Below are 25,220 nucleotides of genomic sequence, written 5' to 3'. Positions count from 1 at the left end.
CGCAAAAAACGCGAGCCGGTAACGGGGTTGCCGTTTTCGGATTCCGGCAAGATGACCGGATAGAAAATAAAAAGCCCCTCGAAAGGGGCTGGAAAATTACTGTTGCGGTACCGCAGGAACCGGCGGTGTCGCGTCGTCCGGCTGGGCAGGCTGCAGCCCTGGCATACCAAACATCCCGACAAATTGCTCGAGCGGCATTTTTTCGCCATTCAGCGTCACCTGGCCGTTGGCGTATTGCAGGCTGGTGAGGATGCTGTTGTTTTCCACGGTAGTGATGCGGAACATCTGGCCCATCGCCGCCAGGCCTTTCACCTGCTGGCTTGCCAGTTTCGCCGCGTCCTCTTGCTGATAACCTTCAAGTTTCGCCACCTGAGTCATCATTTCGGTGGCCATATCCAGCGGGATCGTCAGCTTGCTGTCGAGGGATTTCACCGTGCGGTCAACTTGATCGGCCAGCGTTTGCGGCGTGCCGGTTGCGGTTGACGGATCTTTCAGGAACAGGGACAGATTAAAGGTCGCTTCGCCTTTAGCGTTTTTCCAGCTTAACGGCGCAACGGTCAACACGGGTTCACCTTTCAGCAACAGCGGAACAATGCTGAGGAACGCTTCGGTGGCTTTCTGCTGGTAGAGTTCCGGGTTCTGCGCGATATCCGGTTGCGCCATTAAGGCACGGATTTGCGCGTCGTACTGCTCGCTGGCCTGATGCCAGGCTTTGCCATCAATCTGACCCACTTTCAGCGTCAGTTTTCCGCTGCCGAGATCCTGGCCCTGCACCTTCAGGCTGTTCAGGGAGTAATCCAGTTGGCTGTTGAGGCTCTTTTTGTCGTCCGCAACGTCCGATTTGGCGGTTAAGTTCATGCCTTCAAGCAGCGCCATCTCTTTATTTTCAATAGAGATCGCGAGCTTATCGAGACTCATCTTCTGGTTGCCGGTACGCTCATCAAAGCTGGACATTTCGCTGGAGCCGTCGGTTTTCAGGTTATTGAACGACAGTTGCACTTTCTGCCCATATTCATTCACCGTATCCACCAGGCCGCTTTCGGCTTCGCCGCTCAGCGACAACGCGTTACCTTTGCTGTCCGCGCTGAAGCGGAAATGACCGCCGCTAAAGGCAACTTTATCGCCATCTTTTTCTGAATTCAGCGGGCTCAGCACGACATCCGTGCGGGTATCGCCGCTGTAGCCAATGCGGGTGTCGGCGGAGAAGGGCGCCTGGCCTTTGGCGATATCAAACAGCCCTTTTGTCACATCGTTATTGACCAGTTGCGTATGCACGGAAGCCATCGCAGGCGTCAGGCTAAAGGTTTTAAGCTGCGCCAGCGGGAAGGGGCCATGATCGACCGTTTCGTGCAGAACAATGGCTTGCCCCGGCTTCAGCCAGGTATTGGTGCTGCCGGCGAGCGGTTTAATATTCAAGGTTAACTGGCTGGAAAAGAGGCCGCGCTGGTAATCCTGCGCAGAGAGCTCAATATTGGCCTCCGGCGCGTTGCGCTTAATTTGTGCGTTCGCCTGGCTGACCATCTCCGCCAGACGACCTTCAAGTTGTTTGCCGGTGTACCAGGCTCCGCCCGTCCAGACGATACCGAGCGCGACGATAATCCCCGCGGCAACCCACGTTTTTTTCATACTATTTATCCCTAAAAAAGAAACCAGGCGGTTAACGCCGCCTGGATGTCGAGTGATGTGCCTTCAAGCTTAGCAATCCTTGCTAAAAAGTTCAGTAACTTACTCTCACTTATTAAACACTCGCGCCACGCGACCGGTGCCGCTTACGCCAACAGGTGATTCGTCGGCGGCGATAAACGCCGATTCACCTGCTTTGAGCACTAATTGCTGGCTCGCTTTGCTGAGCACCGCCTCGCCTTCGACGCAGAAGACAATGGCCGCGCTCTGCTGCGCCAGCTGGGTTTCGCTGGTGCTGAGATCGTGCAGCGAAAAGGCAAAGTCGTCTACCGGGATCGGGAAATCCAGCTCCGCACCGTGCTGCGTCGGTTGCGTCAGCAGCTCATTCGCCGGTTTTGGCGTGAATTTTACGTTCGCCACCAGTTCCGGAATGTCGATGTATTTCGGCGTCAGCCCGGCTCGCAATACGTTGTCGGAGTTCGCCATCACTTCCAGCGCCACGCCCTGCAGATAGGCATGCGGCGTTTCGGCAAACAGAAACATCGCTTCGCCTGGGTTCAGTTTCACCACATTCAGCAGCAGCGGAGAGAAGAGGCCGCTGTCATCCGGGTAGAACTCGCTAATCAGGCGAATGGTCTGCCACGGTTCGCCGGAATGATTGCCGAGCGCTGATTTCAGCACCGCCAGCGCGCGGGATTTCTCCTCGCCTTGCATATTGAGCAGCGCGGCAAACAGCTCGCTCAGGCGCTCTGCGCCCGGCGCTTGCAGGAAATGGGCGATCGCCGGATGCGCACCCGCCACCGGTTGCAGCAGGGAAACAATGTCGGAAAACTCGCGGAAGGCGTTCATCGCAAGGAACGGCGTCAGGGCAAACACCAGTTCCGGCTTGTGGTTTGGATCTTTGTAGTTGCGCTCTGCGGCGTCCAGCGGAATGCCTGCGGCGTTCTCTTTGGCAAAGCCTGTCTCGGAGTTTTTCTTGTTAGGATGCACCTGAATCGACAGCGGCTGGTCGGCGCACAGCACTTTAAACAGGAACGGTAATTCGCCAAAACGGTTAGCGACGGCGCTGCCCAGCAAACGGGTTTTGTCCTGTTCAATCACCTCACGCAGCGCACGGGTCTGGCCGCTGGCATCCTGCACCTTTGAGCTGCTCTTCGGGTGCGCGCCCATCCACAATTCGGCCATCGGCAGATTGTCAGGATTGGCGATGCCGTAGAGATCCGTTAATGCCGTTTTACTTCCCCAGGCATAGTTCTGCACGGAGTTGATGAGTTTTTGCATTATCAAGCCCTTTCTCATTAATGAAATTATGGCGTTATTAAAGCAACAAAGCCGGCGGAAGTAACCTGTGGGGGTAAAAAGTCGTACTAGTCTCAGTTTTTGTTAAAAAATTGTGTAGGATATGGCGACTCGCTTTAACACAGGCAGATGGATTGACTGCCTGAACAATAACCAGATCAGCCGTAAGTGAGAGAACAATGTCGAACAAACCCTTTTATTATCAGGATCCTTTCCCGCTCGGAAAGGATGACACCGAATACTACCTGCTAAGCCGCGACTATGTTTCTGTGGCTGAGTTCGAAGGGCAGCAGATCCTGAAAGTGGATCCGCAAGCGCTGACCCTGCTGGCGCAACACGCTTTCCACGACGCCTCATTTTTACTGCGCCCGGCGCACCAGCAGCAGGTCGCCGATATCCTTGCCGATCCCGAAGCCAGCGAAAACGACAAATATGTCGCCCTGCAATTCCTGCGCAACTCGGACATTGCCGCGAAAGGCATTCTGCCGACCTGCCAGGACACCGGCACGGCGATCATCATGGGCAAGAAAGGCCAGCGCGTCTGGACCGGTGGCGGGGATGAAGCGGCGCTGGCACGCGGTGTTTACAACACCTACACCGAAGAGAACCTGCGTTATTCGCAAAACGCCCCGCTGGATATGTACAAAGAGGTGAATACCGGTACCAACCTGCCGGCGCAGATTGATCTCTACAGCGTTGATGGCGACGAGTATAAATTCCTCTGCATCGCAAAAGGCGGTGGTTCGGCGAACAAGACTTACCTGTTTCAGGAAACCAAGGCACTGATCACCCCGGCGAAGCTGAAAAACTACCTCGTCGAGAAGATGCGCACCCTCGGCACAGCGGCCTGCCCGCCGTATCATGTCGCGTTTGTGATTGGCGGTACGTCGGCGGAAGCGACGCTGAAAACGGTCAAACTTGCCTCCACCAAATATTATGACGCGCTGCCAACAGAAGGTAACGAGCACGGACAGGCGTTCCGCGACGTGCAGCTGGAGCAAGAACTGCTGGTGGAAGCGCAGAACCTCGGTCTTGGCGCGCAGTTTGGCGGCAAATATTTTGCGCATGATATTCGCGTGATCCGCCTGCCGCGCCACGGTGCGTCTTGCCCGGTTGGCATGGGCGTTTCCTGTTCAGCCGATCGCAACATCAAAGGTAAAATCAACCGCGATGGCATCTGGCTGGAACGTTTAGAGCAGAACCCGGGCAAATACATTCCGGAAGCGCTGCGCGAGGCCGGTGAAGGCGAAGCGGTGAAAGTGGACCTTAACCGCCCGATGAAAGCGATCCTCGAACAGCTTTCGCAGTACCCGGTCTCTACGCGCTTGTCGCTTACCGGCACGATTATCGTTGCGCGCGATATCGCCCACGCGAAGCTCAAAGAGCTGATGGACAGCGGCGAGCATCTGCCGCAGTACATTAAAGATCACCCGATTTACTACGCAGGCCCGGCAAAAACGCCGGAAGGTTATGCCTCCGGTTCGCTGGGGCCGACCACCGCCGGGCGTATGGATTCTTATGTCGATCAACTGCAGTCGCAGGGCGGTAGCATGATCATGCTGGCGAAAGGTAACCGCAGCCAGCAGGTGACCGATGCCTGCCATAAGCACGGTGGTTTTTACCTTGGCAGCATTGGCGGCCCGGCGGCGATCCTTGCGCAGAACAGTATCAAAAGCCTTGAGTGTGTGGCTTATCCGGAACTCGGTATGGAAGCTATCTGGAAAATTGAGGTGGAAGATTTCCCGGCGTTTATCCTTGTGGATGACAAAGGCAACGACTTCTTCCAGCAAATTCAATCCGGGCAGTGTGCCCGCTGCGTTAAATAGTATTGACCGCCCTTCGGGGCGGTTTTTTTAAGCACAAAGCAGTAAACAACATTATAAAAAGCATCAATACTTTTACTTGTTTGCAGGTGAGCAATGTCGCAACCCAATATCACTTTGTAACCAAGGAGAGAGTCATGGCAACGCATCGCAGTGAGAAAGATTCGATGGGCGCAATCGACGTCCCGGCAGACAAACTGTGGGGAGCGCAAACCCAGCGGTCGCTTGAGCATTTTCGTATCTCAACGGAAAAAATGCCGGTCTCACTGATCCACGCGCTGGCGCTGACCAAACGCGCAGCGGCGAAAGTTAACCAGGATTTGGGGCTACTGCCCGAAGAGAAAGCGCGCGCGATCATCGCGGCGGCGGATGAAGTGCTGGCCGGGCAACATCCCGATGAGTTTCCGCTCGCTATCTGGCAGACCGGGTCCGGTACGCAGAGCAACATGAACATGAACGAGGTGCTGGCCAATCGTGGCAGCGAAATCCTCGGCGGCGTGCGCGGCATGGAGCGCAAGATCCATCCCAATGACGACGTAAATAAAAGCCAGAGTTCAAATGATGTTTTCCCGACAGCGATGCATGTCGCGGCGGTGATTGGCGTGCGCGAGCAATTGATCCCGCAGCTACAGGTACTGAAAAAGACGCTTAATGAGAAAGCCATCGCGTTTGCAGGTATTGTCAAAATCGGCCGTACCCATTTGCAGGACGCGACGCCGCTGACGCTGGGCCAGGAGATCTCCGGCTGGGTGGCGATGCTTGAGCATAACCTCAAACATATCGAACAGAGCTTGCCGCACCTGAGCGAACTGGCGCTGGGCGGCACCGCCGTGGGCACTGGGCTGAATACGCACCCGGAATACGCTGTGCGCGTGGCGCAAGAGCTGGCCAGCTTTACCGGGCAACCGTTTATTACCGCGCCCAACAAATTTGAAGCGCTGGCGACCTGCGATGCACTGGTGCATGCCCATGGCGCGCTAAAAGGGCTGGCCTCTTCATTAATGAAAATCGCTAACGATGTGCGCTGGCTCGCCTCTGGCCCGCGTTGTGGTATCGGTGAAATCGCGATCCCGGAAAACGAACCGGGCAGTTCGATCATGCCGGGTAAAGTTAACCCTACACAGTGCGAAGCAATGACGATGCTATGCTGCCAGGTGCTGGGCAATGATGTCGCGGTAAATATTGGCGGCGCGTCTGGCAACTTTGAGTTGAACGTTTTCCGCCCGATGGTAATCCATAATTTCCTGCAATCGGTGCGTCTGCTGGCGGACGGGATGGAGAGCTTTAACGAGCATTGCGCCGTGGGGATTGAACCCAACCGCGAGCGTATTGATCAACTGCTGAATGAGTCTTTGATGTTAGTAACGGCACTGAATACCCATATCGGCTACGACAAAGCGGCGGAAATTGCCAAAAAAGCGCATAAAGAGGGGCTGACGCTGAAAGCGTCTGCGCTGGCGCTCGGCTACCTGACGGAAGCCGAGTTTGACAGCTGGGTGCGTCCGGAATCGATGGTTGGCAGTTTGAAACAGGCTTAACCCGCCAGATACAGGTGCAGCCGCGGGATGATCAGCGTCAGCGGCTGCGCCTGCGGCTTATAGCGGTGTTGAATAGTTTCCGCGTTGTAATCCAGCAGCTCGCCAATATCCGGAACGGTTCCGCCATTCTCTTCTGAAATCAGCGTGATAAGCGGTGTCGGACAGGCATATTGCACCTGCTTTTGTGAACCGGCATACCAGACGCGGGCAATGGGCTGCACTTTCACCGGACGTTTGATTTTCAGCCGCGCCTGTTTTGGCAGGGCGGCGATATCGTTGTACTCCTGCTCAATACGTCCCAGCCACTCTTCTCGCGTCCATGCTGAGACAGCGCGCGGGGATTTCAGGCTTTTTTCCAGTTGCGCCAGTACCTCATCGCGGGTCAGGTTTTTAATAATATGCTTATTCGCCCAGCCAAAACGGATGGTTGCCGGTGCGCGAATGGCCGTCAGTGTCCGGTAAGCATTTAAAGTGATAAGCCCCGGCAGATGGCGGTGAACCCATTCAAACCGGGCCGCAGGGGCCAGCCCCGATTCCTGAGTAACTATCCGTTCAAAGGTTAATTTCAGCGCGTTCACGGTGCTGATGCGTTCAGTCAGCACGCTAAGCGTGGCCTCATTTACCTGGTAGCAGATAACGCCCGGCAGCCGCACGGCGGCTTTGCTGCTGCGGTTTTCCGACTGCTGCTGAATAAATAAATGGGTGAAATGATTGAGGGCCAGCGCTGCCGCCTGCCGACCAAGATGTTGTTCGACATGGATCGCGGTAAGCGGGTTGTGTTCCGCGCCTTTGGGGATATCCGGCAGGCTAAATACGCGCGCGGCCATTAACCGGCAACCCGCTAACTCGGTTTTTAGCGCAGCCAGTTCATGTTCCAGCTGCCGGAAGGTGGTGTTGAGGCGTTCGATCAAATCTAAGGCAGCCATTTTGCACTCCATTAGTTACAACATACTTGTGTTTATAGCACAGTCGCCGGGATTCGGCCACTGTGCGGTTAATGGTCAGGAGGGCAAAACAATGTGGTGGTAAATCGGCCAGTGGAAAGAAAATTTCGCGCCGCCCAGTTCGCTCTGCGCGCAACTGACTTCGCCGCCGAAGGCCTGCGCGATGGAATGCACAATCGCCAGCCCTAACCCGCAGCCGCCGGTTGCGCGGTCGCGGCTGGGATCGAGGCGAACAAAGGGCTCAAACACGCGTTCGCGCTCTTCGGGCGCAATACCGGGGCCATCATCTTCAACGATCATACAGGCTTGTGAACCTTCGCGTTGTAAGGTGACTTTTATCGTTTGCTGGCTGTAACGCAGGGCGTTATTCACCAGATTATCCAGAACGCGCTCCATCAGACGCATATCCAGCGCGCCATAATCTTCACCCGGCGTTGTTGCCAGCAAAAAGGTGTGCTGCGGGTTCATGCTGCGCGCATCGTCAAGATAACTGCTGAACCACGCCGGTAGATCCGGCGTGGTGAGTTTCAGCTCGGTCTGCGGGCGATCGAGACGGGCGTACGTCAGCAACTCTTCAATCAGCGCTTCCAGTTGCCCGATATCGCGATTTAACGCCGCATGCTCGGTTTCGCTGAGGTTTTCGCTCATCTCCAGCCGGTAACGTAGCCTGACCAGCGGCGTGCGCAGTTCGTGGGCTATGCCGTCTATAAGGTGCTTTTTACTGGCAATCAGCGCGTTGATATTGTCCGCCATCTGGTTAAAGGCGATGCCGAGCCGCTCAAAACTCGAGGCACTGTCAAAATGAATGCGCTCTTCTAAATGCCCCTCGCCGAAGCGTTGTGCTGCTGATTCAAGCCGCAACATCTCCTGCCAGTGCGGGCGCATCCAGATAAATACCGGGAAGGCAAGGGAGATAGCAATCAGCGCCATCAAGCCCATATCCAGCAGCCGTGTTTCATGCAGGAAAAAGAGATACGGCACCGGGCCGACGGCCAAAACATAATGACTGCGGGGAATACGCTGGATGAAAGTGTATTCCGAATCAAGCGCCACAATATCGCCTTCACGCAGCCGCTGTGCCGGACGCGGCTCCAGCGTGTATTTGCTCATTGGCTCAATGCGCAGATTAAACGACAGATTGAGATCCAGCTCCTTCAGGGTTCTGGCCCATTGATTGGGTGGGATCTCGCGCAGCTCGCTACGCATCAGGTACAACGAGCTTTTCATCAGGTCGTCAAGAGACTGGCGGCCCGCCCGCTCAGCGGTGAATTTATAAACCAGACCCACCAGCATCGTCATGACCAGAAAGCAGACGAACAGCAAAAGGTAAAACTGGACGAACAGCTTTTTCATAGCGACACCTGGTTTTGCGTTTTAGTTGTCCCATGCATGCGGGGCAAACAGATAGCCTTTGTTGCGCACGGTTTTAATACGGTAGGGTTCCGTTGCGCTATCGAGCAATTTTTTACGCAGACGGGAAATCGCCACATCAACGCTGCGATCCATGCCATCGTAGCTTACACCACGTAAGTTCTTCAGCAGCGCATCGCGGTCCATAATCTGTCCGGCGTGGGTCGCTAATTCCCACAGCAATTCGAAATCGGCGGTGGAGAGGGCGACTTGTTGCCCGGCCAGCAACACCTGGCGGTTAACCGGATCGATAGACAAGGTGCCGAAGCTGATCGTCTTATGTTGTTTCAGCGAGGGCGTGGCGGGTTCGGCGACGGTATTCGCACTACTGCGCTGGCGCAAATGCAAACGCAGTCGCGCCAGCAATACGGCGGGCGGCGTGGTTTTCAGAATGTAATCGTTGGCGCCCATCTCCAGTGAAAGAATGTGGTTCATATCACTGTCCAGCGAGGTGAGCAGCACAATCGGGCCGTTCCACTGGTTACGCAGGTCGCGACACAAGGTCATGCCATCTTTCCCGGGCAGCATGATATCCAGCAGCACCAGTTCGGGTTTTTCGCGGGCGATCACCTCTTCGGCGCGATCGCCACGGGGTTCGACAATGACGTCCATATCGTGTTTGCCCAGATAAGCGGCAATCAGTGCGCCCACTTCCGGGTCATCTTCCACAAAAACGATCTTATTCATAAGCCATCGCGATTGTTCAAAAACGTCAACATACACCGCCTTGCTATAAGCTGCCATTAATCTTTTCTAAACGAAGAGGCTTCCGTTATGCTATAGGTCGTTGTTGTTGCAGTGATAAAGGGAAAATCATGGGGTTGGTGATTAAAGCGGCTATCGGGGCGCTGGTGGTGGTGTTGATTGGTCTGCTGGCCAAAACAAAAAATTACTATATCGCCGGGTTAATCCCGTTATTTCCGACTTTCGCGCTGATTGCGCACTACGTTGTCGCCACCGAGCGTGGCGTTGAGGCGCTGCGCACCACGATCGTGTTCGGCATGTGGGCGATTATTCCCTATTTTATCTATTTACTGTCGCTCTGGTATTTCACCGGTTTGATGCGGGTCTGGCCGGCGCTGGGCTGTGCGGTTATTTGCTGGAGCCTCAGCGCCTGGCTGTTAATTTATTGCTGGAGCCGCCTGCACTAGCGCATCAGCATCCAGGTGGCGGGAACGGCGGCGATTAACAAGGCGCCAATCAGCGCTTTTTCATGCTGTTTGAGCATTTCCGTCATCTCATGTGTGCGACGGGCGTACATAAACACCAGCAGCCCCGGTGCGTAGAGCACCACCGACAGCAATAAATGCATCGGACCGGATGCATACAGCAGCCACAAGCCATATACGCAAGCGCCGATGGCCACCGCCTGGTGCAAGGGGCGCTGCGCGATCTTCCACAGGAACGCGCCGACGAGGAAGTAGGGCACCAGAATCATCTCTGACGCGATGGTCAGCAACGTGTTGTAATCTGAACCGGTGAGCCAAATCAGCACCAGACAAACCTGCACGCTGATATTGGTCAGCCATAAAGAGGCAGCAGGCGCGTTGTTTTTATTCTGTCGCGCGAAAATTTTCGGGAATGCTTTATGCGTTGCGGCCAGTAACGGCACTTCCGCCGCCATAATCGTCCAGCTCAGGTACGCGCCGCAGACGGAGACAATCAAACCTGCCGCGATAATGACTTCGCCCCAGCTCCCCAGCAGTTTCACCATCAGACCGGCCATTGACGGATTACGCATCTCTGCCAGTTCCGGGCGAGCAACAACGCCGAGCGAAAGCAGGGTAACCAGCAGATAGACAGTCAGCGCGGCCAGCACGGCGAGCAGTGTGGCGCGGCCAACATCGTGCTTATTGCGCGCCCTGGCAGAAACCACAACCGCGCCTTCGACCCCAATAAATACCCACAGGGTAATCAGCATGGTGTTTTTCACCTGTTCCCATACCGGAACACCCAGCGCGATGCCGCTGAAATCAAGGCGGAATTTGTCGAGGTTAAAGGCCAGCGCCGCCAGCACAATAAACAGCCCGAGCGGCACCAGTTTCGCCAGCGTCGCTGCCAGATTGATACTCGCCGCGGTTTGTACGCCGCGCAGAACCAGCGCATGCACAATCCACAATAGTGCGGATGCGCCAACAATTGCCTGCCAGGTGTTGCCATCGCCAAACAGGCGCAACGATGGCGTGTCGGTAAAGAAACTCAGGGCGGAAAAGACGATAACCAGATAAGAGACGTTGGCGATAACCGCGCACAGCCAGTAGCCCCAGGCCGAACAAAAGCCAATCAGCTCACCAAAACCTTCGCGGGCGTAAGTGAATATGCCGCCATCCAGATCCGGGCGAATACGGGTCAGGATCAGCATGGCAAAAGCGAGCAATAAAATCCCCGCCCCGGTGATCATCCAGCCAATGATCAGTGCCGCCGGACTGGCAACTTCCGCCATATTTTGCGGCAGGCTGAAAACGCCAGCGCCCAGCATCGAGCTTAAAACCAGCGCAGTTAATGCGCTAAGGCCAAGTTTCTTTTCCATGGTTATCCTGTCAAAAAAGCAACTAATCCAGAATAATTATTTTGCCGTGGCGCATAAATATGGTGGATATCACTAAGGCGCGGGATTTTACGGAGAGTCGACGGACCATGCAATGCGGTGGGACGACAATTTTACGAAAAAGGGTAAAAAAATAAAAAAGGCGGCCGTAGCCGCCTGATTCATAAACGCAGACTATTTATACAGATCGGCGCTGATGGTCATGTTGTTGCCGCTTTCTGACCACTGGCGGGTGATGTGATAGTACTTAGCACCTTTCTGCGCGGCACGTTTGGCGACCTGATAAGAGATCTCGGTCATGTTGCCATAGTTGCCGGTGAACTTGATGCTGTCGAAAGGCACCATCTGCGCAGCGGTGATTTTATTCACCTCTTCAATCTTTGTTCCGTCAGGCAGCGTTACACTGTAACGACCACCGGAAGAGGATTGCGTTTCGAAGAATCGGCCAACACCGACGCCCGCTGTCGCATCGCTGGCGACGCCTGGGATCTCAACTTTTTTCGCTTCTTCACCGCCTTTTGCCAGCGCGGCGCGGCCAGCATCCGAGTCACGCGGGATAGCATCCGCGCTCTGGATAACGCGTTTTTTCGCGTCGGCTTTATAGATGAAGGCCGTGACGATCTGGTTGCCACCCTGGTTAGCATCAACCTGGCGAACAATAAAGAAAGAAGCAGCGCCTTTCTCTTTAGCGGCTTTAGTAATGGCGTCGTTCACTTCCGGTTGGGTGCGGAAGAAACCCTGCACGGTCACCGTATCGTACGGCTGCAGCGCAATTGCCTGATCTTTGGGTAACTCGGTCACGCCGTTAATAACGCGGAAAGCAGGGCGCTCCGCTTTTGCGGCGTCAGCTTTGTATAAATCGACCGTGGCGCGCTGATTACCGCTGTTGCCCGCGTCGGAGGTATCAACAACGTAAAATGATGCGGCACCTTCTTTATCCGCGCGTTTGGATGCTGCGTTAACGACGTCGCCAATGGCATTAAAACGGCCGGTGATCACGATGCGATCGTAAGGTTTTACCGCTGCCGCTTGCTCCGGTGTTAACTCTGTCGCTGCGTTGGCGGTAAATGCCGCTGCCGAGAGAAGTGCTGACGCCAGGAGGGTGTACTTAAGCTTCATAAAAATAATCCTTCGCCTTGCGCAAACCATAAACTGGTGTTGTTGTTGGGAAAACGTCGGTGATTATTGCATTTAAACAGCGCAACTGTCTGCGTCATTTTTCACTGACTGTGCTACCGGAGGGGAAATAACGATAACCTTTAGTGATATGTTGAAAAAACAGACGCTTGACCAGCAAAACCGATAAAGGTTATGACTTTTTTAAGTTAATACATTGTTAAAAAGCGAATCTACACCGGAGATTAATCGTGTTTTGCCGCTTCGCTTGAGCGAAATATCGGCCTGTATGCGGGAATTTAAGGCAAATAACCTTGCCTGCGGCCTCCGACAGTTAATTTTCACGGATAAATGCATAATTTCTCTTTTCCGGCTGTGGATCACAGGCGTTATTTTCAGTAGGTTATAGAAAGTTTGTTACTGTTTTATTTTCCGCAGCGTTGCGTAAATAACCGCGCCGGAACCACTGACAAACCATCATCTAAAACCGATGGAAGGGAAAACTATGCGTATTGGTGTACCTAAAGAACGGTTGGCCAATGAAACCCGCGTTGCAGCGACGCCGAAAACGGTCGAGCAACTGCTTAAACTGGGTTTTACCGTCGCGATTGAAAGCGGCGCGGGCAAGCTGGCAAGTTTCGATGACGATGCGTTCGCCCAGGCCGGCGCGACGATTGTCGAGGGGAGCAACGTCTGGCACTCGGACGTTATCCTCAAGGTTAACGCGCCGGACGATGAAGAGATCGCGCTGCTTAATCCGGGCACGACGCTGGTGAGTTTTATCTGGCCTGCGCAAAATCCGGCATTAATGGAGAAGCTGGCTGCGCGTAACATTACCGTGATGGCAATGGATTCTGTGCCGCGTATCTCCCGCGCCCAGTCGCTGGATGCGCTGAGCTCAATGGCCAACATCGCGGGATATCGTGCGATTGTTGAAGCGGCGCATGAATTCGGCCGTTTCTTTACCGGGCAGATCACGGCGGCGGGCAAAGTGCCGCCGGCGAAAGTGATGGTGATTGGCGCGGGCGTTGCCGGTCTGGCGGCAATTGGTGCGGCCAACAGCCTTGGGGCTATTGTGCGTGCGTTCGACACGCGCCCTGAAGTCAAAGAGCAGGTGCAGAGTATGGGCGCCGAGTTCCTGGAGCTGGATTTCCAGGAAGAAGCGGGCAGCGGCGACGGCTACGCGAAAGTGATGTCCGAAGCCTTTATCAAAGCAGAAATGGAACTCTTCGCAGCCCAGGCGAAAGATGTCGACATCATCGTCACTACGGCGCTTATTCCGGGGAAACCCGCACCGAAGCTGATCACCCGTGAAATGGTTGACTCCATGAAGCCGGGCAGCGTTATTGTGGATCTTGCTGCGCAAAACGGCGGTAACTGCGAATACACGGTACCGAACGAGGTCAGCACCACCGCCAATGGCGTGAAAGTGATCGGTTATACCGATTTACCAGGCCGTTTGCCTACGCAGTCTTCCCAGCTTTACGGCACCAACCTTGTGAACCTGCTGAAACTGCTGTGCGTTGAAAAAGATGGCAACGTGGTTGTCGATTTTGATGACGTTGTGGTTCGTGGGGTTACCGTGGTTCGCGATGGTGAAGTTACCTGGCCTGCACCACCGATTCAGGTTTCTGCGCAGCCGCAGGCCGCGCCAAAAGCGACTGCGACACCAAAAGAAGAGGCCAAACCGGCTTCGCCGTGGCGGAAATATGCCTTTATGGCACTGGCGATCATTCTGTTTGGTTGGCTTGCGGATGTTGCCCCGAAAGAGTTCCTCGGTCACTTTACCGTTTTCGCGTTGGCTTGTGTGGTGGGTTACTACGTGGTGTGGAACGTCTCGCATGCGCTGCACACGCCGCTGATGTCGGTCACTAACGCCATTTCCGGCATTATCGTGGTCGGCGCGCTGTTGCAGATTGGCCACGGCGGCTGGGTCAGCTTCCTGAGTTTTATTGCGGTACTGATTGCCAGCATTAATATTTTTGGTGGTTTCACCGTCACTCAGCGCATGCTGAAAATGTTCCGGAAGAACTAAGGGGTAACAGATGTCTGGAGGATTAGTTACAGCTGCATACATTGTTGCCGCGATCCTGTTTATTTTTAGCCTGGCAGGACTTTCTAAACACGAAACGTCCCAGCAGGGGAATAACTTTGGTATCGCCGGGATGGCGATTGCGCTGATTGCAACCATCTTTGGCCCGGACACCGGCAATGTCGCCTGGATTATAGTGGCGATGATTATCGGCGGCGCGATTGGTATTCGCCTGGCGAAGAAAGTGGAAATGACCGAAATGCCAGAGCTGGTGGCGGTGCTGCACAGCTTCGTCGGCCTGGCTGCGGTACTGGTAGGCTTTAACAGCTATCTTGACCACGAAGTGGGGTTGGATCCGGTGCTGGTGAATATTCACCTGACGGAAGTGTTCCTCGGCATCTTTATTGGTGCGGTGACCTTCACCGGTTCTATTGTCGCTTTCGGTAAACTGCGCGGAAAGATCTCTTCTAAGCCGCTGATGCTGCCGCATCGCCACAAACTGAACCTGGCGGCGTTAGTGGTTTCTTTCGTGCTGTTGCTGGTGTTTGTGCGCACTGAAAGTGTCGGTCTGCAAGTGCTGGCACTGTTAGTGATGACGATAATTGCGCTGGTGTTTGGCTGGCATCTGGTGGCCTCTATCGGCGGTGCGGATATGCCGGTCGTGGTTTCCATGCTGAACTCCTATTCCGGTTGGGCGGCGGCGGCGGCGGGCTTTATGCTCAGCAATGACCTGCTGATCGTGACCGGTGCGCTGGTCGGTTCTTCCGGTGCGATCCTCTCTTACATTATGTGTAAGGCGATGAACCGCTCCTTTATCAGCGTGATTGCCGGTGGTTTTGGTACGGACGGTTCTTCAACCGGTAGCGATGAAGAAGCGGGCGAGCACCGCGAAATCAATGCCGAAGAGACCGCAGAGCTGCTGAAAAACTCGCATTCGGTCATCATCACCCCGGGCTATGGCATGGCGGTGGCGCAGGCGCAGTATCCGGTGGCGGAAATCACCGAGAAACTACGCGCGCGCGGCGTGAAGGTGCGTTTCGGTATTCACCCGGTTGCCGGACGTTTGCCGGGTCATATGAACGTGCTGCTGGCGGAAGCGAAAGTGCCGTACGACATCGTGCTGGAAATGGACGAAATCAACGATGATTTCGCCGACACCGACACCGTGCTGGTCATCGGTGCGAACGACACGGTTAACCCGGCGGCGCAGGATGATCCGAAGAGCCCGATCGCGGGCATGCCGGTGCTGGAAGTGTGGAAAGCGCAGAACGTGATTGTGTTCAAGCGTTCCATGAACACTGGCTACGCGGGTGTGCAGAACCCCTTGTTCTTCAAAGAAAACACGCAGATGCTGTTTGGCGATGCCAAAGCCAGCGTCGACGCTATCCTCAAAGCGCTGTGATGCATACCGCCTGAAAAACCGCTCTTCGGAGCGGTTTTTTTTGGCCTGCGTAGGCGAAAGCAGAGTGTCTATACTTTTATCTTCATGTTTTTTATGAGGAGGAAGGATGACGTTTTTGTCACGTTTTGACTTTATATCCATAGTGATGCTGCCATCATTCTGGATTGGTCTTGCCACGGTGGTTATCGTTACGCTGGTTGTCTACTGGCTGTTCACCTACTTACTGAATATGGTGCTGAAAGGCGCGCGCAACTGGAGTGAAAAGCAGAACGGCGTCGGCAGGCTGCAGCATGTTGTGGTGGATATGCTCAGACGCACCAGCAAATTCCTGCTCTTTGTGGCGGCGTTACTCTTCAGCCTGCGGTTTGTCGATCTCCCCGATCACCTGTTTAACACGCTCGGGCACGCCTGGTTTTTAGTGCTGGCGATCCAAATCGCCCTCTGGCTTGATCAGGGCGTGGTGTCGTGGATGCGTCACTTAATGTATTCGCCCAATACCAGTAAAAACCCGGTCACTATGGTGATTGCGGGTCTGCTGCTGCGCATGATGCTGTGGACGATGATGCTGTTATCGATTCTGGCGAATGTCGGGGTCAACATTACCGCGCTGGTCGCCAGTCTTGGCGTGGGCGGTATCGCCATTGCGCTGGCGGTACAAACCATTCTCAGCGATGTTTTCGCCTCGCTTTCTATTGGTTTTGATAAACCTTTTGAGATTGGTGATTTTGTCGTTTTCGGCGACGTTGCCGGCACCATTGAGCATATTGGCCTGAAAACAACGCGTATCCGTAGCCTGAGCGGGGAGCAGATTGTCTGCGGTAACGCCATCCTGCTTCAGCAAACGCTTCATAACTACAAACGTATGCAGACCCGGCGCATCGTCTTCACTTTCGGTCTGGCGCTCACTACGCCGCCGGAGAAGTTGCGCAAAGTGGGTGAGATGGTGCGTAGCATCATCACTGACGTTGGCAACACGCGCTTTGACCGTGCTCATTTCCTCGGGTTTGGTACCGATCGGCTGAATTTTGAAGTGGTGCATATCGTCAATTCGGCAGACTACAACACCTACATGGATATCCAGCAAGAAATCAATATCCGCATCATGGAGCATCTGGCCGCAGAGGAGATTGAACTGGCACTGCCGTGCGTAGTGGTGAAAGGGGGAGTGGCTGTCGAAACGCCGACCGCAGAGCCACAGGGGGAACAAACGGCTGTATAAAAAAACCCGCCTTGCGGCGGGTTGCTTGTTTAGTCGTCTTCTTCGTCGTCCAGTTCGACAGGTGTCTGGTATTCATCCGGTTTAATGACCAGCAGATCGCAACGCAGATGATCAATAACCTGTTCGGCGGTGTTGCCAAGGAAGGCGGCGGAGATCCCGGTGCGCCCGATAGTGCCAAGCACGACAATCCCTGCCTGCAGGTGTTCAGCCAGATCCGGGATCACCTCTTCAGGTAACCCTTTTTCCACATGCGTGAGTTTTTCATCGATGCCAAATTTCTGCCGTAACGCTTTCATCGCCAGCAAGTGCTGACCGCGAATGGCGTCGTTGTATACGCTGGGATCGAATTCCGGCAGTTCAATCGCGATGTTGATAGGCGTCACCGGGTATGCGCCAACGAGATGCACTTCGGTGTGGTTTACCTGTTCGGCCAGATGCAGCGTCTCTTTGACCAGCTTTTCATTCAGCGAGTTGTGGTAAATCTCTTCGCTGGCAAGGTTGACTGCGACCACTGCACGTCCTGCTTCTGGCCAGGGCTGGTCTTTCACCATCCACACCGGGCACGGGCATTTACGTAGCAGATGCCAGTCGGTCGGCGTAAAAATAACGGATTCCAGTTTGTCATGCTGGTGGGTCATCTTCAGCAATAAATCGTGTCCACCAGCCAGAACTTCCTGAATGATGGCTTCGAAGGGACGATTGTGCCAGACCACTTTGATTTCGATTGGCACACCCGCGTCGATATAGTATTTCGCCTGCTCTCGGATCCACGCGGTGCGCTGGCTGATGACGCCCTGGCGCATTGCAGTACGCTCGTCTGGGGACAGAAGGGTGGTCATTTCGTAAGAGAAATCATAGATAGGCAAAAACGCTTTAATGCGGCCGCCAATCCGTTGATGCAAATACACAGCACGTCGTAACGCTGGCTGATCGTCCTGATTGGGATCGATGGCGACCAACATATTCTGATACTTAGCCATACAGGGTCTCCTTACATCTGTCACCACAGTCTGTCAGTAAAAGATAACCCATAAGTGCTGAATGAAACAGGGGAAAGCCTTCGCCAGATCAATAAATCAGATAAATTTAATGACCCGGCAAAGGTGAGATCAAGCGGGGGAAAAATCAGGCAACGTTGCGCGCATGGCCAGCCAGTTGCGCCAGCATGTCACTATTTTCAATGGTGATATATTTCCCTTTTACCGCCAGCATGCCGCTCTTCTGGAAACGGCCTAACAAGCGGCTGATGGTTTCCACCGTCAGACCCAGATAGTTGCCGATATCGCCACGTGTCATCGTCAGGCGGAACTCACGCGGGGAGAAACCGCGCTGTGCAAAACGGCGTGAGAGGTTATAAATAAACGCCGCCAGGCGCTCTTCTGCATTTTTCTTCGAAAGCAGCAGGATCATATCCTGATCGCCTTTGATCTCACCGCTCATCAAACGCATCATCTGCTGACGCAGGTTGGGCATTTTACCCGAGAGGTCATCCAGCGTTTCAAAGGGGATTTCACAGACCATTGATGTTTCAAGCGCCTGTGCGAAGCTCGGGTGATGACCGGTACCAATGGCATCAAAGCCCACCAAATCACCCGCCAGATGGAAACCGGTGATCTGCTCGTCGCCCTGTTCGGTAATGGTGTAGCTTTTGATCGTACCGGAGCGGATAGCGTAAAGCGATTTCAATTCATCCCCGGCTTTGAACAAGGTCTGACCTTTCTGGATGGGCTTTTTACGCTCAATGATGTTATCGAGCTGATCCAGCTCATGTTCATTCAGAGTAAAGGGGATGCAAAGCTGGCTAATGCTGCAATCCTGGCAATGGATTGCACAACCGCCAGACTGAATGCGTCGTATAATTCGCTTTTCCGGGATCATAGGTCTGCTCAACGCCGTAATTGATATTGGTCAATTTTAACAGCTTTTTACTGGGCGCGTAAGCCCGGTAAAACGTCAATTCACGATTAATAAAACGGGAGGCAGAAATGAAAAGAGATGATATTGCACCATCTCTTTGAAATTCCATCATTTCGCTAAGGTTTTTACCACAAAAGAGGGTGAAAAGAACGCTAAATATGCGTTTTTTCTCACAATAGAAGGTATCCTTCATGGCGTAGCAACCACTCTTTTCGCTGCACGCCGCCCGCATATCCCGTCATCGTACCGTTACTGCCGATAACGCGATGGCAGGGCACGACAATACTCACCGGATTGGAACCATTCGCTGCGCCGACCGCACGCGCGGCACCTGCACGTCCCAGTTTTACCGCCAGTTGACCATAATGCATTACCTGGCCACAGGGGATCGTGCGTAGCGCTTGCCACACTTCGCGCTGAAAAGGTGTGCCGCCAGTTGCCGTCGGCAGTGTTTCAATTACGGCCAGATCGCCGTCAAAATAGTCCTGCAATTTTTGGCTTAGCCCGCCCGGATTATGCGCTGCCACGCGCTGGTAACCCTCCCGGCGATAGTGGATATTTAATAACTCAACCATCCGATCGCTGTGTTCTTCCCATTCAACCGCGCGAAGCTGGAATTGCTCATCGCACAGAACCCAAAGCGGGCCAAGCGGCGTGGAAATATTATCTTCAAGTAGGGTCAGCATCTGGCATCCTTTTCAGTGGGCAACGGCGCCAATTTACCAAACGAACTGTGATGCTGCTATACCCCGAAAGGGACTATATTCTGGATAAAGAAATAAGCTGGTGAAATAATAGTCAGCGAAGTATGCATTATTTAATAGATGATATATTGCGCTTATTTCGCGAATAAAAAAATAGAGCCTGCCGACATCCGTCAGGCTCTACAGTACACACAGCAGCGCATCCGTTCATTATTTTATGCATTTTCATCCTTGCGCGGTAAATATAGTTATAGCGTTCCTGCATCATATTTCCAGTCTGAATTGGTGATTGATTTCACGTTAATTTAACTGAAATTCAGAATATTAATTTTCCTTAAGGTTAAGTTCTAATAGCATTACGAAGAATAATGTTATTGAAATATCGTCCGGGAGAACCAATCGCTAGTATCTAAAAACCAATTTAGCACCAGCCATTGTGAGCGCAGGCCCTGCCAGCTATAGTACGGAGCAGAAGTAGCTGGAGGACTGCCCTATGAACCCTGACGACAAATCGCTTTTCCTTGACGCCATGGAAGATGTCCAACCCCTGAAGCGCAGTGCCGATGTGCACTGGCAACCGAGCCACAATTCGCGCACCTTACAACGCGTCGACACGCTGCAACTCGACAACTTTCTGACCACCGGGTTTCTTGATATCGTGCCGCTTGACTCACCGCTGGAGTTCAAACGAGAAGGCCTGCAACAAGGGGTGCTTGATAAATTGCGCCAGGGGAAATATGGACAACAGGCAAGCCTGAACTTACTGCGCCAGTCGGTAGAGCAGTGCCGGCAAATGGTGTTCCGTTTTATGTATCATGCGCGCCAGGATGGGCTACGCAATGTGCTTATCATTCATGGTAAAGCGCGTGAAGACGGTTCGCATGCGAATATCATTCGGAGTTATCTGGCGCGCTGGCTGCCTGAATTCGATGAGGTTCAGGCGTTTTGCACTGCGTTGCCGCACCATGGCGGAAGTGGTGCTTGCTATGTCGCGATCCGCAAATCCGAGCAGGCAAAACAGGATAACTGGGAACGCCATGCAAAACGCAGCCGTTGAAGAACGCAGTGGTGACTGGAAATTAGCTTGTGAATAGTAAATAAAAGGCGGGAACCAGACTGGTTCCCGTTGTGTTTTTAATCGGCATATTCGGCCGCAATAAGGATTTCATTTTGCCGGGCACCCAGCGCGCTTGAAAGATGTTCTGCCTCCGCACTATTCAGCTCAATTGAAATATCCTCCTGTCCATCGTTGAAATTGATGTGCAGGCATATACCGCCATTAGGTTTTGTCACGGTGATTTGATTTGGAAACAATGCAATATTCTTTTCACTCATCATTTATACCTCTTCAGTATTCGACTAACTCCCTTTGACCTTCCATCGCTGCCAGTACTCCATCTGCCAGCGCGAACATTTCATCCTCACCAGGATAAACGACGATTTCAGGTGTAATAAAACTGACGCGCTGACGGATAAGTTCGACAATTCTTCTGTTATAGGCTATCCCGCCGGTAATGATGATGGCATCGACCCATCCCTCCAGTACGGCGGCGCACGAGGCGATCTCTTTGGCTATCTGGTAGGCCATAGCTTCCAGAATCTCCAGCGCCTTTTTATTCCCATCCATAATCTGTTGCTCAACGTCGCGGATATCCTTAGTGCCGAGATAACCATATACGCCGCCTTCGCCAATCAACTTCTTCTTCAATTGCACATACGTGTACTGCCCTGAAAAGCACAGTTTTAATAATTCATAGCTGGGAAGGCGGCCAGCGCGTTCCGGCGAGAATGGTCCATCGCCGCCCAGGGCTGAATTCACATCCACAATACGTCCATCGCGGTGAGCACCCACGCTGATACCGCCACCTAAATGGGCCACGATCAATTTAAGCGCAGAATAGGGGCGGTTTGTTTCCGTGGCATAACGATGCGCAACAGCCTTTTGATTCAGCGCGTGAAAAGCGCCAACGCGTGAAATTTCCGGCATTCCGGATATTTTTGCTATCGGGTCATATTCGTCGACGACGACAGGATCAACGGTATAAGCCATCTCTTCTTTATTTACCGCCCGCGCGAGCTCCCAGGCCAATATGGCTCCCAGATTAGAAGCATGTTCACCGTTCAGGCCGACACTGGCATCGTGAATATAGTCGTCATTAATCCGATAAACGCCGCTTTGCAAATGACGAACCAGACCACCGCGGCCGATAAATATATCAATGTCGTTTAAGCGAAAACCATGCTCCTGCAATATGTCGAGAATAATCTGTTTGCGAAAGGCTTTTTGCTCCAGAATCGTGGAAAAAGCCGCCATCTCTTTTTCATCATGATTAAATGTGCGGTAAATAAGCTGCGTGCGGTTGTTATATACCGCAATTTTTGTAGACGTTGAGCCTGGATTTATTACCAAAATATACATAGTCAGTCCTTGCATTGAGATATCGCACAAGCAATAGCAAAATATTTTGTTTTAGCGCTGTCCGATCGCGAGGTAAATACCACTGGTTTTGACGTTCCCGTTAGCGTACTTGCGCTCAATGCTCCGCCAAGCTGCATCACCGTTTTATAAAAGACATTAGCGCTGTTGATATCCGGAAGGACGGCCAGGTCAATATCGCCGCCAACCTGGGAATGCAACCCTTTATGTCGGCAGGAGTCTTTATTAAACGCCAGATCGATGGACAGCGGTCCTTCAACAATACAGTTATCATAAGTGATGCCACTCAGCGCCGCGGCATCCACGGTAGCGGTTATTGCGGGCGTAATATGCTCCACGGCGGCAATCAGCGCGACTTTGGGCACTGCGATACCAACCTGATGCAGGACATTAACCGACTGGGCAATCATCGTGGCTTTATCTCGCTGGTCAGGTGTAATAGTGATGCCAGCGTCGGTGATCGCAAACAGCTTGTGATAATGCGGGCTTTCGATAAAGGCTAATTGCGTGACAAGCCGTGATGCCGCAATGCCAGTCTCTTTATTTAAAATCGCTCGCAGATAAATGGCGCTATCGACCAGTCCTTTCATTAAAATATGCGCTTGTCCGGATTTGACGACTCGCACCGCCTCTTTGCAGGCTTCAGCTTTATCTGGAATATCCATTATTTCGATATGGCTGATATCAAATTTAAGGTTTTCGGCGAGCGAGGTTATTTTATCCCGGCAACCAATCAGAATGGCCTCTGCCAGCCCATCATTTTTGATCCATTTTATGGCTTCGAGTGCATGAGAATCTTCTGCTGCGGCCACGGCAATTATTTTCGGCTTTTTCCTGCGCGCAAGCTCAACAAACGAACTTAATTTTTCAAGCATGATAAAAAATCCTGAGTCCCCAATATTGCCTCACCAGATGTATCGCCGGTGAGGACCGGAAATGACATATCCTTAATACATATGCTGGCCGCCATTGATGGCGATATTGGAGCCGGTAATAAACCCGGCCTTATCACTGGCCAGATACATGACCAGTTCGGCGATTTCATCGGCTTCGCCGAGGCGACCAACGGGAATTTGCGCCACAATAGCCTCCAGCACATCGGTGGGGATGGCCTGCATCATTTCAGTGTTGATGTAGCCTGGGGAGATGGTATTAACGGTAATATTTTTACGCGCTACCTCCTGTGCCAGCGCTTTCGTGAAACCATGCACACCCGCTTTGGCGGCCGAATAATTAGTCTGACCAAACTGTCCTTTCTGACCATTTATCGACGATATATTAATGATGCGCCCGCGCTGGTTTGCCAGCATGTTATCCAGAACGGGTTTGGTCATATTGAACATGCTGTTCAGGTTGACCTGAATAACCGCATCCCATTGCGATTTATCCATTTTTTTAAAGGTTGCATCGCGGGTAATACCCGCGTTATTCACCAGAACATCAATATGACCATATTGCTTCAGCAGCGTGCTGACCGCATCCTGACACTGCGCGTAATCGCTGACGTCGCAAGGAATAGCATCGGCTTTGGCAAACCCTGTTTCTCGCTGGATTTCAATCCACTCTTTCAGGCGATCCGCATCTGTATCAACCGCGATAACCTGGTAATGCTCCAGCAGAAAGCGAAGGCTGATTTTTCCACCAATACCGCGGATCCCACCGGTTACAAGCGCAACTTTACCCATCATCATTTCCTCACGTTAAAAACATTCTTCATAGCGGCGTTATTCCATTTCGACGGTGACGGCGATGCCCATTCCACCGCCAATGCACAGCGTTGCCAGACCTTTTTTGCTTTTTCTGCGCTGCATTTCATGGAGCAAAGAGACGAAAATTCGCGTGCCTGATGCACCGATAGGATGGCCGAGCGCAATTGCGCCGCCATTCACATTCACTCTGGAGAGATCCCAGCCCATTTCCCGGTTGACGGCGATGGCCTGAGCGGCAAAGGCTTCATTGGCTTCGATAAGATCCAGCTCATCAACCTGCCAGTTCGACCTGGCCAGCGCATGACGAGACGCCGTGATTGGGCCGGTTCCCATGATTTCTGGCAAGACGCCTGAAGTACCGAACGCCACGATCCTGGCCAGCGGAGCGATCCCCAGCTCACGCGCTTTTTTCGCCGTAGCCAGGATCACCATTGCCGCACCATCGTTAACGCCTGAGGCATTGCCGGCGGTGACGGTGCCGTTGGCTTTAAAGGCTGGCCGGAGTTTGGCTAAGCCTTCACGCGATGTTTGCGGACGGGGAAATTCATCGGTATCGAACAGGACGGGCTCTTTACGAGGTCGGGTGATGTCAACCGGAACAATTTCACTGGCGAAACGGTGCGTTTCTAACGCGATCGCCGCTTTCTGTTGTGACGCAAGGGCGAAAGCATCCTGTTCTTCACGTGTGATCGCATATTTTTCGGCCACATTCTCGGCAGTGATGCCCATGTGATAATCATGAAAAGCATCCCACAGGCCATCCTTCACCATGCTGTCCAGCATTGGCCAGTTACCCATTTTCATACCGCTGCGTGAATGGGGTAAAACATGCGGTGCCTGGCTCATACTTTCTTGCCCTCCGGCAATAATTAATTCGGCATCACCACATTTCAGCGCCTGCCATGCCAGTTGCAGCGCTTTTAACCCAGAACCACACACTTTATTAATTGTCAGCGCCGGAACATCGGTTGGAATACCTGCCTGAATTAATGTCTGGCGCGCCGGGTTTTGCCCGCTGCCTGCGGTAAGGACCTGGCCGATAACAACTTCATCGATCTCTTTTGCGACAATCCTCGTTTTTTCCAGAAGCGCTTTAATCACCGTGGCGCCTAATTGCGATGCGCTAATTTCTGCAAGCGATCCATTAAGTACGCCGATGGCAGTTCTTGCACAATCAAGAACGACAATATCCGTGTCCTTCATTTGTATTACCTTTTGATTTAAATGATTCAACTATTAATGCGCAGAGAATTTTCTGCAGTATTGATATGCGTCAATACTTAAAAGTTGTTAAAGATGGCTTTAGAATTACAGCGCTTCTTATTTTTTCGTAATTAACCTTATTTTCTGAGTTTGTCTGTTTGTTTTTTCATTCATCATTGTTCAATTGGTAATGATCTTTTTCTTAACTTTTAATAAGGATTGCATGTAGATCTTTCTTGATGACACTGGAGATATCTCATTGATAAAAAAGTTTTTTCTATGCTAACTGCCATGGG

At 52.9% G+C, this 25,220-nt stretch carries 22 protein-coding genes; 7 read left to right on the top strand and 15 right to left on the bottom strand.

Going from position 1 to position 25,220, the window contains the following annotated elements; all coding sequences use genetic code 11:
• Positions 1–96: 96 nt before the first annotated feature.
• Both M8Q36_RS19570 and manA read right to left on the bottom strand, forming a co-directional pair.
• On the bottom strand, positions 97–1,626 hold the full coding sequence (locus M8Q36_RS19570) for a YdgA family protein (RefSeq protein WP_249882048.1): 1,530 nt from the start codon (positions 1,624–1,626) through the stop codon (positions 97–99).
• A gap of 105 nt (positions 1,627–1,731) precedes the next feature.
• Positions 1,732–2,904 carry a mannose-6-phosphate isomerase gene (gene manA / locus M8Q36_RS19565; RefSeq protein ID WP_045513446.1) on the bottom strand — a complete coding sequence of 391 codons (1,173 nt, stop codon included), beginning with the start codon at positions 2,902–2,904 and terminating at the stop codon, positions 1,732–1,734.
• A 197-nt stretch (positions 2,905–3,101) separates the two neighbouring features.
• Here manA and fumA point away from each other — a divergent pair, with 197 nt between their 5' ends.
• Positions 3,102–4,748: a class I fumarate hydratase FumA gene (gene fumA, locus M8Q36_RS19560; RefSeq protein ID WP_017456630.1), complete on the top strand. Its 1,647-nt coding sequence runs from the start codon at positions 3,102–3,104 to the stop codon at positions 4,746–4,748.
• A gap of 134 nt (positions 4,749–4,882) precedes the next feature.
• Complete coding sequence (gene fumC, locus M8Q36_RS19555; protein WP_249882047.1) at positions 4,883–6,283, top strand: class II fumarate hydratase; 1,401 nt, start codon at positions 4,883–4,885, stop codon at positions 6,281–6,283.
• Here fumC and tus read toward each other — a convergent pair.
• From tus to rstA, 3 genes are all read right to left on the bottom strand, one after another.
• Positions 6,280–7,209, bottom strand: coding sequence for a DNA replication terminus site-binding protein (tus, locus tag M8Q36_RS19550; protein WP_249882046.1), 930 nt, complete (start codon positions 7,207–7,209; stop codon positions 6,280–6,282). The genes fumC and tus overlap by 4 nt on opposite strands.
• A 75-nt stretch (positions 7,210–7,284) precedes the next feature.
• Positions 7,285–8,580, bottom strand: a complete 1,296-nt coding sequence (rstB, locus tag M8Q36_RS19545) for a two-component system sensor histidine kinase RstB (protein WP_249882045.1) — start codon at positions 8,578–8,580, stop codon at positions 7,285–7,287.
• A gap of 21 nt (positions 8,581–8,601) precedes the next feature.
• Positions 8,602–9,324 carry a two-component system response regulator RstA gene (rstA, locus tag M8Q36_RS19540; protein ID WP_131412309.1) on the bottom strand — a complete coding sequence of 241 codons (723 nt, stop codon included), beginning with the start codon at positions 9,322–9,324 and terminating at the stop codon, positions 8,602–8,604.
• A gap of 128 nt (positions 9,325–9,452) precedes the next feature.
• Between rstA and M8Q36_RS19535 the strand changes: the two genes are divergently transcribed.
• Positions 9,453–9,788 (top strand): GlpM family protein, encoded by a 336-nt coding sequence (locus M8Q36_RS19535; protein WP_249882044.1) that lies wholly within the window; start codon positions 9,453–9,455, stop codon positions 9,786–9,788.
• On the opposite strand, the gene M8Q36_RS19530 is transcribed toward M8Q36_RS19535, so the two are convergent.
• Together M8Q36_RS19530 and ydgH are read right to left on the bottom strand one after the other, a co-directional pair.
• The gene (locus M8Q36_RS19530; protein WP_249882043.1) at positions 9,785–11,167 is read right to left on the bottom strand and encodes an amino acid permease; all 1,383 of its coding nucleotides are present in this window, start codon (positions 11,165–11,167) and stop codon (positions 9,785–9,787) included. The genes M8Q36_RS19535 and M8Q36_RS19530 overlap by 4 nt on opposite strands.
• A gap of 192 nt (positions 11,168–11,359) precedes the next feature.
• The gene (ydgH, locus tag M8Q36_RS19525; protein WP_249882042.1) at positions 11,360–12,304 is read right to left on the bottom strand and encodes a DUF1471 family protein YdgH; all 945 of its coding nucleotides are present in this window, start codon (positions 12,302–12,304) and stop codon (positions 11,360–11,362) included.
• A 502-nt stretch (positions 12,305–12,806) separates the two neighbouring features.
• Here ydgH and pntA point away from each other — a divergent pair.
• From pntA to M8Q36_RS19510, 3 genes are all read left to right on the top strand, one after another.
• Positions 12,807–14,336, top strand: coding sequence for a Re/Si-specific NAD(P)(+) transhydrogenase subunit alpha (gene pntA / locus M8Q36_RS19520; protein ID WP_249882040.1), 1,530 nt, complete (start codon positions 12,807–12,809; stop codon positions 14,334–14,336).
• A gap of 10 nt (positions 14,337–14,346) precedes the next feature.
• A complete protein-coding gene (gene pntB, locus M8Q36_RS19515; protein ID WP_249882038.1) occupies positions 14,347–15,735 on the top strand; it encodes a Re/Si-specific NAD(P)(+) transhydrogenase subunit beta in 1,389 nt (462 codons plus the stop codon).
• 106 nt (positions 15,736–15,841) lie between these two features.
• On the top strand, positions 15,842–16,954 hold the full coding sequence (locus M8Q36_RS19510; protein ID WP_249882036.1) for a mechanosensitive ion channel family protein: 1,113 nt from the start codon (positions 15,842–15,844) through the stop codon (positions 16,952–16,954).
• Positions 16,955–16,983: 29 nt separating this feature from the next.
• Here M8Q36_RS19510 and uspE read toward each other — a convergent pair whose 3' ends face one another.
• From uspE to ogt, 3 genes are all read right to left on the bottom strand, one after another.
• On the bottom strand, positions 16,984–17,934 hold the full coding sequence (uspE, locus tag M8Q36_RS19505) for a universal stress protein UspE (protein WP_017456641.1): 951 nt from the start codon (positions 17,932–17,934) through the stop codon (positions 16,984–16,986).
• 145 nt (positions 17,935–18,079) lie between these two features.
• Complete coding sequence (fnr, locus tag M8Q36_RS19500) at positions 18,080–18,832, bottom strand: fumarate/nitrate reduction transcriptional regulator Fnr (protein ID WP_016496244.1); 753 nt, start codon at positions 18,830–18,832, stop codon at positions 18,080–18,082.
• A 209-nt stretch (positions 18,833–19,041) separates the two neighbouring features.
• On the bottom strand, positions 19,042–19,557 hold the full coding sequence (ogt, locus tag M8Q36_RS19495; RefSeq protein WP_249882034.1) for a methylated-DNA--[protein]-cysteine S-methyltransferase: 516 nt from the start codon (positions 19,555–19,557) through the stop codon (positions 19,042–19,044).
• 511 nt (positions 19,558–20,068) lie between these two features.
• On the opposite strand from ogt, the gene smrA reads away from it, so the two are divergent.
• A complete protein-coding gene (gene smrA, locus M8Q36_RS19490) occupies positions 20,069–20,632 on the top strand; it encodes a DNA endonuclease SmrA (protein WP_249882033.1) in 564 nt (187 codons plus the stop codon).
• 77 nt (positions 20,633–20,709) lie between these two features.
• Here smrA and M8Q36_RS19485 read toward each other — a convergent pair whose 3' ends face one another.
• From M8Q36_RS19485 to M8Q36_RS19465, 5 genes are all read right to left on the bottom strand, one after another.
• Positions 20,710–20,913, bottom strand: a complete 204-nt coding sequence (locus M8Q36_RS19485; RefSeq protein WP_249882031.1) for a hypothetical protein — start codon at positions 20,911–20,913, stop codon at positions 20,710–20,712.
• A gap of 10 nt (positions 20,914–20,923) precedes the next feature.
• On the bottom strand, positions 20,924–21,994 hold the full coding sequence (buk, locus tag M8Q36_RS19480) for a butyrate kinase (RefSeq protein WP_249882029.1): 1,071 nt from the start codon (positions 21,992–21,994) through the stop codon (positions 20,924–20,926).
• A gap of 2 nt (positions 21,995–21,996) precedes the next feature.
• Positions 21,997–22,887, bottom strand: coding sequence for a phosphate acyltransferase (locus tag M8Q36_RS19475; protein WP_249882028.1), 891 nt, complete (start codon positions 22,885–22,887; stop codon positions 21,997–21,999).
• A gap of 72 nt (positions 22,888–22,959) precedes the next feature.
• Complete coding sequence (phbB, locus tag M8Q36_RS19470; RefSeq protein WP_502825481.1) at positions 22,960–23,703, bottom strand: acetoacetyl-CoA reductase; 744 nt, start codon at positions 23,701–23,703, stop codon at positions 22,960–22,962.
• A 33-nt stretch (positions 23,704–23,736) separates the two neighbouring features.
• Complete coding sequence (locus M8Q36_RS19465) at positions 23,737–24,924, bottom strand: acetyl-CoA C-acetyltransferase (RefSeq protein WP_249882027.1); 1,188 nt, start codon at positions 24,922–24,924, stop codon at positions 23,737–23,739.
• Positions 24,925–25,220 lie beyond the last annotated feature (296 nt).

It is taken from the genome of Kosakonia sp. R1.Fl (assembly GCF_023516815.1).
In the GTDB taxonomy this organism is placed as follows: domain Bacteria; phylum Pseudomonadota; class Gammaproteobacteria; order Enterobacterales; family Enterobacteriaceae; genus Kosakonia.
Note: the sequence above shows the minus strand (reverse complement) of the source record. Positions and strands in the feature narration are given on the sequence as shown.